Source organism: Streptomyces acidicola, from assembly GCF_009377235.1.
Taxonomy (GTDB): domain Bacteria; phylum Actinomycetota; class Actinomycetes; order Streptomycetales; family Streptomycetaceae; genus Streptomyces; species Streptomyces acidicola.
In genome coordinates this window covers 1-10,364 of sequence record NZ_VMNX01000296.1, presented here as the reverse complement: position 1 = coordinate 10,364, position 10,364 = coordinate 1, and the positions used below count along the sequence as shown (strand labels likewise).

Sequence of the window (10,364 nt, the reverse complement as noted above, 5' to 3'; positions counted from 1 at the left end):
GCCCAGATCCGCCCGCCCCACCAGGGCCGCACCGCGATCGTGTACACCGGGCCCAACGGCAGGCTGAACGTGCTCGACCCCGACCGGCCGCACTCCGACCTGCCCGTGCATTCCCGCATCACGTACTACGAGGTGGACCTGACCCCGCAGCAGGCCACGCGGCAGTTACTGCTGCCCGGTTCGGGACGTACGCGTACCACGTTCGTGGCGTCGGCCGAGCTGTCCTGGCACGTGAACGACCCGCTCGCGTTCGTGCGCGGGGAGTCCTCCGGCGTGGCGGAACAGCTGTTCGACCACCTCACCCGCGAGGCCGGGCGCATCACCCGGCGTCATCCGCTGCGCTGGGCGGGCACGGCCCAGCGTGCCGTGCACCAGGGGCTGGGCGGGTGGCCGGTGCCGGGACTGTCGGTGACGTGCGCGATCCGGCTGTCGCCCGGTCCTGCGCCACGGCTGGAACAGATCGCGCGGGACAGTGTCGCAGCCCCGACGGAGCCCACCGAACACCTGGCCCTGGTCCTCGCCGACACCGAATCCGTGCTGCTCGGCTTCAACGGCACCCTGGCCCGCATCCCGGCGAGCCGGCAGGCGAGGATGACCCGCGCCCTCGCCTCACGGCTCGTGGAGCTGCGCCACCCCGACGAGGCGCTGAGCGGCGAGCAACCCCTGCGGGGCAACCCCGCCGCGGGGCTCCCGGACGAAGACCCCGACTCGCTGGCCCTCCTGCGTGCGCTCGCGCATCACCACTTGGGGCCGGAGTTGAGCCGCGCACTCGACCAGATCGAGCAGCAGAACGTCTCAGCCGCGACACCCCTGCCCTTCGCCACTCCCTTGATCTACGCCCTCGCCGATCGAGGTCTGGGCGTCGCCGTCGTCACGGACCACTCGTCCAGTGCCGTGGCCGCCTATCTGAAAGGGCGTGGCCTCACCGGGCAGACATCCGGCGGCGTCCATGGCCGCTCCGGCCACCCCGCCCTCCTCCTGCCGAACCCCGACTGTCTGCTCCGGGCGCTGAAGCAGCTGAACACCGACCCGGACGACGCCGTCCTGATCGGCTCCTCCGTCGCCGAGCTCACCGCCGCGTCCGACCTCGGCCTGCCCTTCATCGGGTATGCCGCGGGCCGGGAGGCCGAGCGACGGCTGCGGGAGGCGGGCTGCCGGTACACCGTCTCGTCCCTTGAACCGCTCCTCAAGGCGGTCCGCCCCGTCTGACCCCCAACTGGCCCAATCCGAAAGGCGCCGCGCCCCTCCTCCGCACACGATGCAAGTAGACCGCCACCCACGACCACGCGGTCCGAGCTTCTGGGAGGACCCCATGACTGCCAGGCTGGATCAGCTGCGCCGCTGCCACTTCGCCGTCGACCTGGGCGCGTCCCGAACCCGTGTGTATGTGAAGGGCGCCGGGCTGGTCGTCGACCAGCCGAGCGTGGCCGCCCTGAACACCAGGACCGGCGCCCTGATCGCGGTCGGGGAGTTCGCGGAGCAGATGACGGGGCGTACCCCGCACTACATCAGGGTCGCCCGCCCCGTGTCGGGCGGCAACGTCGTCGACATCGAGATGGCCCAGCGCATGCTGCGCCACCTGCTCGGTGACAGGGTGCGCCGCGCGCTGCGCCGCAAGCCCTTCCTGCGCGCCGCCGCCTGCGCCCCGAGCGACACGGACCCGCTCGGCCGACGCGCGGTGATCGAGACACTGGTCGGCCTCGGCGCCCGGCGCGTCGAGCTCGTCGACACGCTCATCGCCGCCGGGGTCGGCTCCGGGCTGCCGGTGGAGCGCCCGGAGGCCACCATGGTCATGGTGTGCGGTGCCGCCGCCACCCAGGTGGCCGTGCTCTCGCTCGGCTCGATCGTCACCGCCGAGCGTATTCCGGTGGGCGGTGAGGCCGTGGACCACGCGATCGTGCAGCATCTGCGCCACCAGCACGAGCTGATCCTGCCCAGCCAGTCCGTACGGCCACTCCAGATCGCCCTGTCCGGCAACGGGCTGAACCCGCAGGGCCCCGCCTTCGCCGAGATCCACGGGCTGGACGTCGCCACCGGCCTGGCCCGGTCCGTGAAGGTGGACACCGCCGCCGTGCGCCACGCCATCCAGACACCGTTCACGGCGTTGTTCGACAGCATCGGCAAAGTCCTGCGGGACTGCCCGCCCGACCTCGTGGCCGACCTCGCGGACCGCGGGATCATGATGGTCGGCGGAAGCGCGCTGCTGCCGGGCCTCGACCAGATGCTGCGGCAGGCCACGGGCATGCCGGTGAGCATCGCCGACCGTCCCGAACTGTGCGCGATCGAGGGCCTGGGCGCCATGCTGGAGGGCCATGTCGAACCCTTGGAGCTGGACCTGACGTCGGAGGAGTGAACGCCGACCGCGCCGGCTCCACGGGTTCGTACCCCCGTGAGGTGTCAGGCCAGGCGCAGGTCGATCCAGGGGATCGTGTCCCCCTCCAGGAGATAGCGCTCGATCTCGACGAAGCCGTGCTTCAGTGCGAACCGCAGTCCGTCCGTGTTGGACTCCAGGACGACCGTCTCGATCACCCGGGCGCCCAACTCCCAGGCCCGCTCCAGCCCACGCACGTACAACTTCTCGCCGAACCCCTGCCGCCGGTGACCGTCGAGCACACGGGCGATCACCGTGGCCGTGGCCGTGTCGCCCTCGGGCGGCCGGACCGTCGAGTTGCCGACGAGGACGCCGTCGAGATACCCGAGCTCCAGATGGTTGCGTTCGGCGCGCCCACGGACGTCGTCGAGGGAGAGGACGTGCGTGGGGATGATCGTGTTGTGAACGTGCTGCCAGTCCCTGAGGTCCTGGACAGAGGCGTCGCCGTCCAGGCGCCTGATGTGAAGGTCGGTCACCGCGGCAGCAAACCCGTACGCCCCACAGGACGTCAACCACAATTCCCGTGTCACGCCCGGCCTCTCCGGGGGACGTACAGATCAACTGCCGCCCTCCAGACCGCTGTTCAGTAGGGAAGAACCCGGCCCGACGGCGTCCTCCGGTCGATCGTGAGGTCGCGTGGGGCGGAGGGCCGACGGCTGGTACGGATGCGGATCCGGCGGTTCATGACGGCCTCCTCATGCCTGTGCCCGGGACGTTCGGCCACCCGAGGTCCCGGGGCGTTTCGGTGCCCGATGCGACCAGCCTCCTCGCCGCCGCAGCCGGGTACATCGTGCCCACGGTGGCACTTGTCATGCCTCCTGGGGAGGAGTGATCGGAATTGCCGTACGTCCGGGGAAGCACGCAGCCCCTACGTACGCCCCCGAGATGACCCCGGCATGCCCCCGGGCAGACCGCACAGCCGTCCCCTGAACCCCCACGCGCCCGCGCGTGCGCCGGAGTGTTGCTGCCAAACGCCCCGATCGTGTGGCATCGGCATGGTTCGCCATGCTCGTCCCCGGTGAATCGGTACGGTGGAGCCGCTCCGCGGACGGGGCCTCTGGTCCTGTCTCAGTGGCGCTGACGTGGAATTCCGGACCGGGCAAGGAGGCAGCATGCTCTCGGACTCGATCGTCTTCGGTGCTGGGGGCTTCATCGGCCGCTCCCTGGTGGCGGAACTCCTGCGTGGCGGCCACCGGGTGGCCGCCGCGGTGCGTGACTCCGGTGACGGGCTGACGAGTTGGCTCGACGGGGAGGGAGTGGACCGGGCGGGGCTGACCGTGGTCCGGGCCGACGTCACCCTGCCCGGACTCGGCCTGTCCGGGCAGGGTTTGGCCGGACAGGGGTCGGCCGGGGAGGGCTTGTCGGGGGTGCGTGACGTCTACAACACCGCGGCGCGCTTCGCCTTCGGCATCGATGCCGACCAGGCCAGGGCGGTCAACGTGACGGGCGCCGTGCATGTGGTCGAGTGGGCGGCCTCCCTGCCGGAGTTGCGCCGGGTGGTCCACATCAGCGGATACCGCATGGCCGCCGCGGACGGTACGCCGGACTACGGCAGGCTGGGCGCGTACGAGGCGTCGAAGCAGGAAGCCGACGCGGCCGTGCGGACACGGTGCCGCGAACTGGGTGTGCCGCTGAGCATCGCCAACCCCAGTACGGTGATCGGGCCCGGCCAGTACGTCGGCCTGGCCACCGTGGTCTCCGATCTGTGGCGGGGCCGACTGCGGGCACTGCCCGGCGGTCCCGAGATCCTCCTGCCGGTCGTGGCCCTCGACTACTTCGTGCGGTTCCTGGCCGCTCTCCCGGAGCACCCCGAGAGCGCCGGCCGCGCCTACTGGGTGCTGGACGAGGCGACCCCCACTCTGCCGGAGCTGATCAGGCTGCTCGCGCGGCACATGGGTGTGCGGGCTCCCCACCGCTCGGTTCCGGTGGGTGTGCTGCGCCGGCTGCCCCGTACGATCACCCGGGCCGACCCGGAGACCCTGTCGTTCCTGTCGACGGACCGCTACGATACGGCCTCCACCCGCGCCCTGGCCGAATCGCGCGGGCTGTCCGCGCCGCCCGTGGAGACGGCACTGCGCCAGTGGGCCGACGACCTGGTCGCCACCCGCTTCGGCCGGACCGTCCCGTGCCGCCGGCCCTACGGCTTCCACAGCGTGGCAGGCACCCGGACATGGGTGATCGGAGAGCGGCGGCGCCCTGACTATGTGTTCTTGCACGGACTTCCGTTGAACGCCGATTCGTGGGCGGGAACGGTGGAGCGCCTGGACGCGCCGTCCCTCGCGGCCGACCTGCCCGGTTTCGGCAGGTCGGGGACGGGCGAGGGGTCGCTCGACGAATGGCTCGCCGATCTGCTCCACCCTGTGGAGTCCCGGCCCGTACTCGTCGCGCATTCGCTCGCGTGCGGCCCCGCACTGCGCTACGCCGCGGCCCGGCCCGACCGGCTGTCGGCGCTCGTTCTCGTCGCGCCGCCCTTCCTCCAGCCGCCGTCCCCGGGTCTGCTGCGCTCGCCCCTCGCGGCACCGCTGCTGCGTACGACTCCCGCGCCCCGCCTGGCCCGTTCGCTCGGCCTGCCCGAGGACGATGCCCTCGACGGTCTCGTGACGGACCTGCGCCGTGCGGGGGCGGCGCACCGGGTGATCGCCGCCGTGCGCACGGCCCACGGACAGCGTGAGGAACTGCGCCGTCTGCTCCGGGACCTGCCCTCACCCGTGGAGCTCGTCGTCGGGTCGGCGGATCCGCTCGCCGAGGCGGTGGCCTCTCCGGTCACGGTGATCGAGGCCGCGGGGCACTACCCCCAGATCACCCATCCGGCGGCCCTCGGGGACTGTCTCGCGTCCTGCCGGGACCGGGTGGGCGCCCCGTAGGCCTCGAGGTCTGAGGCCTCAGGGCCCTGACGTCGGTGGGCTGGGTCTAACGGGTGAAGGCGAGGGCCACGTTGTGTCCCCCGAACCCGAAGGACGTGGACAGGGCGGCCCCTTCAGGTGTCCGACGGGGTTCGCCGGTCACCAGGTCCAGTTCGATGCCGTCCCCGGTCTTGTCCAGGTTGCGGACCGGCGGGATCAGACCGTGTTCCAGGGTGAGGACGGTGAAGACCGCCTCGACGGCGCCGGAGGCACCCAGGAGGTGGCCGGTGGCGGACTTGCAGGCGGTGACCGCGGGGTGTGTGCCCACCGCCTTCTGCAGGGCCTGGGCCTCGCTGACGTCCCCTACCGGAGTGCCGGTGGCGTGGGCGTTCACATGGGCGATGTCGGCCCCGGTGAGACCGGAGTCCCGCAACGCCGCGCTGATGGCCCGCATTTGCCCTTCGGAATCGGGAAGCGTCACGTCGTACCCGTCGGAGGTGACCCCGGCGCCCACCAGGGCCGCGTGAACCTGCGCTCCGCGCGCCCTGGCGAACCCGGCGCGTTCCAGTACGACCATGCCGGCGCCCTCGGACATGACGAACCCGTCGCGGTCGTGGTCGAACGGCCGGGACGCCAGGTCCGGTGCGTCATTGCGCAGGGACAGGGCACGCATACGGGCGAACGCGCCGAGGGACAGGGGGTGCAGGCAGGCATCCGTTCCCCCGGCGACGACCACGTCGGCGCGACCGGACCGGATCAGCAGCGCACCGACCGCGAGCGCCTCCGCACCGGACGCGCAGGCACTGGTCGGGGCATGGGTGCCGGCCCGGGCCCCCAGCAGCAGACCGACCGCCGCGGCGCTGCCGTTGGGCATCAGCCTGGGCACCGTGTACGGGGAGAGCGCGCGGGGGCCCCGCTCCTCCAGTCGGTCGTCCTGTTCGAGCATGGTGAGCGCGCCGCCCACACCGGTCCCCACCACCACCGCCAGCCGTTCGGACTCGACCTCGGGCGCGCCGGCGTGCGCCCACGCCTCCTGGGCCGCCACCAGCGCGGCCGCCTGGCTGCGGTCCAGCCGCCGTAGTTGGATCCGGTCCAGCCGCGAGGCGGGGTCCTGGCTCATGTTTCCGGCGATACGTACCGGAAGCTGCTCGGCCCATGGGGTGTTCAGCCGGGTCACACCCGAGCGGCCGGACAGCAGCGCCTGCCAACTGGACGGAACGTCGCCGCCGAGTGGAGTGGTTGCGCCAAGGCCCGTCACCAGGACGTCGGCGCCTGCGAATGCGCGCCGACCACGGTCGGGGCACGATGCTTCAGCGGTCACGGGCAGCATGACGGATTCCTTCCGCACGGTTCACTGGCTCTGGGGTTGCGTTGCCGACGGGGCGTCTGAGGGGCGGTCCGACGTGTTGTCCGACGAGGTGTCCGACGAGGCTTCGGGACCGCCGGGGCCGGGGCGGGGACAGGGACCGCGGTTGCCGAGTCCGGCCGGCACCAGCGCGACGATGGCGGTCCACAATTCCCCGATGGTGAGAAGAGGGCCCCCGGAGGAACTCGGAAACTCCGTGACCTCATGACAGGCTTCGGTCTTTTCCATGGCCTTTCCTTGGCACCTTCAGCGCGACGACCGATTGCTTTGACGAGGAAAAGCGTTCCAGAAGTCGCATTCGCTGCGACCGGAAACAAACTAGTCGACCGCAACGCCCACTGCTTCACCTCTTTTCATGAATTGCCGCCCCTCACCACCCCCGCGGTCACGGGAATACTCACCCGTTCGGGCCACACGCAGCCTCGCGAGAGGCCTGGGCTGAGCACCGAGGACCGCCGAAAGGACCATCAATAAGATAAACAGGATGCCACGTTCGTCATCTTATGAAGATAACTTCGCAGCGGGTCCAGTTTTTTGCTTGTTGCAGCGACGCTCAGACCCGCTGCATAGTGAAGCGATGCCTGCGCAGGGGGTGGGCGACATGACCAATCGCAGCCACTCGGCATCGGTGGCCCATGAAACGACAGAACGTCAAGACGTGCGAGCCACCGGAACAGTATTTCGCATTCTTTGCCATGCCGAAAAAGGAGGGCAATACGTGCCGCAATACAGCCAGGGGGAGATTTCCTCGACCGGGGAGGACGTCCGCGTCGTGCGCTGGCCGGTCGAGGTGAGGGAGCTGGAACAGTTACGGCGCCGGGGGATTCTTCGTCTCCTCGTGATCGAGAACGGCGCCACCCCGCCGGTTCCGACGGACTCACGGGAGGACTGGGTCCGGGCGCCGGTCAGCCGGGCGGACTTCGCCGCCCGTGTCGCGGCGCTCCGGGCCAAGGCCGGCACGCAGCGGATCCCTGTCCTGGACCAGGACGGGCTGCTCCACTACGACAGCCAGGTGGTGCCCATGTCACCCACCGAGATGGAACTGCTGCAGCCGCTGGTCGAACGTTTCGGCGGCCTCGTGGCCCGGCACGAGCTGATCGCGCTTCTCTCGGCACACCGCGGAAGAGCGAGCCAGAACGCTCTCGACCTGCACATCATGAGAATCCGGCGCAAGGTGCTCTCTGTGGGGCTGCGCATCCGGACCGCCAGCGGGCGGGGGTACCTCCTCGAATCGAGCGGGTGACCCACGGACAGGCGCGGCCGGACGCGGCCGGACGCGGTCAGGCGTGGACAACGCATGGAAACAAGCCCTGTTGGCGTGAACGTCCAACAGGGCTTGTGCGGAACACCGCAGGCTCACTGGCGCACTCCCGGGGCACTCCGGTCGTGCCACCACCGGTTCACGCGGATGCGCCGACCCGTGAGCCGTACGGGAAGTCGTCCTGCTGCGGCCCGAGGTCCGGACAGGGGGGCGACACCAGGCCCGTGCGATAGGCGTGGATGACCGCGTGCACGCGATTGCGCAGGTTCAGCTTTTCCAGCAGTCGCTGCACGTGGGATTTCACCGTGTTCTCGCTGAGCACCAGTTCCGTCGAGATCTCCGTGTTGCTCAACCCCTGGGCGAGCAGCCGGAAGACCTCCTTCTCCCGCCGGGTCAGCAGGCTGATTCCCGTGGTGTCCGCAGTGGAGCCGTCGTGGCATGAAGCGAGCTGGGTAACCGAGTCGTCGTCACGCGCCGGAAGAGCCCTCTCGTCGAAGAAGATCCGGTATCCGGCGGCCACGACATGAACCGCCGACAGCAGTTGCCCCGGCGTGACACGGCTGAGAACGACCCCCTGCACTCCGGCCTGGAAGGCGCGCCGCACACAGGTGTCCGCCTCGTTGGCCATGAACAGGACGCCGGGCGTTCTCTCACCGCAGCGCATGTGCAACTCGTCGACCAGTTCCACCGGGTCGACGGCTTGTGACAGGGCGCCGACGAGCAGCAGATGCGGCTGAAGGTGCCGTGCCTTGGCGACCGCGCTCGCGATGTCGGGCGCCTCACCCACCACTTCGATGCCTCGGTCCTCGTCGAGGACGGCCCGGATTCCCGTTCGTGCAATGGCCCGGTCGTCCACCAGCAGAACTCGGATCGGCGCGCTCATCGCTTTCCCTCTCCTCCGGACGGAACACGTTTCCCTGCACCACGCCTCGGACGCGCCCGTCGTCACATCCGGTCGCTCACGGTCGTCGGGACGGCCGGCCTGGGTTCGACGGGACGGGTCTCGCGAGGGCGCCGGGGTGCCACCAGGACCGCCAGGGCTCCGACGGCGATCAGGACGACACCGGTCCACACCGCGGGGATCATGCCGTCCGTGAACGAGTCCGGCGAGGTGAGGGCTCCGTTCGCGGAGAACACGGAGGCGAGCACCGCGATACCGAGAACACCGCCGAGTTCACGCAGCGCGTTGATGGCGCCGGACGCCATTCCGCGGTCCTCGGCGTCGACCGCGCTCATCACCATGTTCGCGGTGGGCGAGAAATAGAAGGTCATTCCGAGACCGCACAGGACCAGTGCGGGGATGAGCGACACATAGTCCACGTGGGGAGAGATGCGCGAGGCGATCCATCCCAGTCCGCACGCCTGGAAGGCCAGGCCGAGCGCGACGATGGTCCGGCTGCTGACGCGGTCGGAGAGCAGCCCCACCAAGGGGGCGACGAAAATGGGTACGGCGGTCCACGGCAGGATGCGCAGACCCGCCTCCAAGGGCGAATAGCCCTGCGGTCCCTGGAAGAACTGGGTGAGCAGGAACACCGAGCCGAACATGCCCGCGAACATCAGCAGCCCGGCCGCGTTCATCGCGCTGAAGGTGCGGTGGCGGAACAACTTCATGGGGAACATGGGCAGTTCGGTGTGCAGTTCCCAGAGCACGAAGGCGACCAGGACGACCGCGCCACCGGTCAGCGAGGCCAGGACCCGGACGCTGCTCCAGTGGTCCGCGTGGCCGTGGATGATGCCGAAGACGATCCCGAAGAGGCCGAGACTGGCCAGGACCGTCCCCACCAGGTCCAGTTGGGACCTGGGGCCGCGGCTCTCGGTGAGCTTCCACCGGGAGAGCGGCAGTACCACCGCACCGATCGGTACGTTGATCCAGAAGATCCACTGCCAGCTCAGGTGCTCCACCACCGCTCCGCCGAGGAGCGGGCCCATGGCGATGGCGACGCCCTCCACGGCGCTCATCGCTCCGAGCAGGGCGCCTCGCCGGTGCGGGGGCGCGACGTCCGTGAGGATCGTCAGGTTCAGCGGCATGAGCAGCGCGGCGCCCAGCCCCTGAAGGGCGCGGGCCGCGATCAGGGCGCCGATGCCGGAGGCCAGCGCGGCCCCGGCCGACGCGGCGACGAAGAGGGCCAGCCCGACGCCGAACATCCGCCGCCTGCCGAACCTGTCCCCCAGGGCGGCACCGGGCAGCATGAGCACGGCGTAGGTGAGGGTGTAGGCGTTGACGGTCCATTCCAGTTCCTGGATGCTGCCGCCGAGGTCGTCGCGGATCGCCGGCAGGGCTGTGATGACGACGAGGTTGTCGAGCGACACCATGGCCACGCCAAGGCCACAGCAGAGGAACGTCCACAGCACGTTCTGTTTCGGAATACTCATGTCCACCTCCGTGACGGGAATTGCCACCGCGGGCCGCCGGCAGGCGGCCCCACAGCACGAACCTGACGACCACCGCCGCCTGCCGCCCTGGCCGGCCCCGGCCAGGGGCCAGGGCCGGGGCCGGGGCCGGCCGGGGGTTCAGGGTTGGGT

General features: G+C 70.3%; 8 protein-coding genes. 4 read left to right on the top strand and 4 right to left on the bottom strand.

Annotation, left to right across the window (positions count from 1 at the left end; genetic code table 11):
• Together FPZ41_RS41155 and FPZ41_RS41150 are read left to right on the top strand one after the other, a co-directional pair.
• Positions 1-1,209 (top strand): HAD family hydrolase (locus FPZ41_RS41155; RefSeq protein ID WP_152869303.1); only part of this gene is annotated, 1,209 nt, incomplete at its 5' end.
• A gap of 103 nt (positions 1,210-1,312) precedes the next feature.
• Positions 1,313-2,353 carry a rod shape-determining protein gene (locus FPZ41_RS41150; protein WP_152869301.1) on the top strand — a complete coding sequence of 347 codons (1,041 nt, stop codon included), beginning with the start codon at positions 1,313-1,315 and terminating at the stop codon, positions 2,351-2,353.
• A 44-nt stretch (positions 2,354-2,397) separates the two neighbouring features.
• On the opposite strand, the gene FPZ41_RS41145 is transcribed toward FPZ41_RS41150, so the two are convergent.
• Entirely contained in the window at positions 2,398-2,847 is a 450-nt protein-coding gene (locus tag FPZ41_RS41145; RefSeq protein WP_322621376.1) for a GNAT family N-acetyltransferase, read from the bottom strand.
• Between the two features lie 636 nt (positions 2,848-3,483).
• Between FPZ41_RS41145 and FPZ41_RS41140 the strand changes: the two genes are divergently transcribed.
• The gene (locus FPZ41_RS41140) at positions 3,484-5,235 is read left to right on the top strand and encodes an alpha/beta fold hydrolase (protein ID WP_152869300.1); all 1,752 of its coding nucleotides are present in this window, start codon (positions 3,484-3,486) and stop codon (positions 5,233-5,235) included.
• A gap of 46 nt (positions 5,236-5,281) precedes the next feature.
• On the opposite strand, the gene FPZ41_RS41135 is transcribed toward FPZ41_RS41140, so the two are convergent.
• On the bottom strand, positions 5,282-6,544 hold the full coding sequence (locus tag FPZ41_RS41135; RefSeq protein WP_152869298.1) for a beta-ketoacyl-[acyl-carrier-protein] synthase family protein: 1,263 nt from the start codon (positions 6,542-6,544) through the stop codon (positions 5,282-5,284).
• 637 nt (positions 6,545-7,181) lie between these two features.
• On the opposite strand from FPZ41_RS41135, the gene FPZ41_RS41130 reads away from it, so the two are divergent.
• On the top strand, positions 7,182-7,823 hold the full coding sequence (locus tag FPZ41_RS41130; protein WP_152869296.1) for a helix-turn-helix domain-containing protein: 642 nt from the start codon (positions 7,182-7,184) through the stop codon (positions 7,821-7,823).
• 157 nt (positions 7,824-7,980) lie between these two features.
• Here FPZ41_RS41130 and FPZ41_RS41125 read toward each other — a convergent pair whose 3' ends face one another.
• Positions 7,981-8,724 (bottom strand): LuxR C-terminal-related transcriptional regulator, encoded by a 744-nt coding sequence (locus FPZ41_RS41125; protein WP_152869294.1) that lies wholly within the window; start codon positions 8,722-8,724, stop codon positions 7,981-7,983.
• A gap of 62 nt (positions 8,725-8,786) precedes the next feature.
• Positions 8,787-10,214 carry an MFS transporter gene (locus FPZ41_RS41120; RefSeq protein WP_152869292.1) on the bottom strand — a complete coding sequence of 476 codons (1,428 nt, stop codon included), beginning with the start codon at positions 10,212-10,214 and terminating at the stop codon, positions 8,787-8,789.
• Positions 10,215-10,364 lie beyond the last annotated feature (150 nt).

What these genes read in the sequence shown, in the direction of transcription:
- FPZ41_RS41135 (WP_152869298.1), bottom strand. Translation starts at nt 6,544, where the DNA reads ATGCTGCCCGTGACCGCTGAAGCATCGTGCCCCGACCGTGGTCGGCGC.
- FPZ41_RS41140 (WP_152869300.1), top strand. Translation starts at nt 3,484, where the DNA reads ATGCTCTCGGACTCGATCGTCTTCGGTGCTGGGGGCTTCATCGGCCGC.
- FPZ41_RS41130 (WP_152869296.1), top strand. Translation starts at nt 7,182, where the DNA reads ATGACCAATCGCAGCCACTCGGCATCGGTGGCCCATGAAACGACAGAA.
- FPZ41_RS41125 (WP_152869294.1), bottom strand. Translation starts at nt 8,724, where the DNA reads ATGAGCGCGCCGATCCGAGTTCTGCTGGTGGACGACCGGGCCATTGCA.
- FPZ41_RS41120 (WP_152869292.1), bottom strand. Translation starts at nt 10,214, where the DNA reads ATGAGTATTCCGAAACAGAACGTGCTGTGGACGTTCCTCTGCTGTGGC.
- FPZ41_RS41150 (WP_152869301.1), top strand. Translation starts at nt 1,313, where the DNA reads ATGACTGCCAGGCTGGATCAGCTGCGCCGCTGCCACTTCGCCGTCGAC.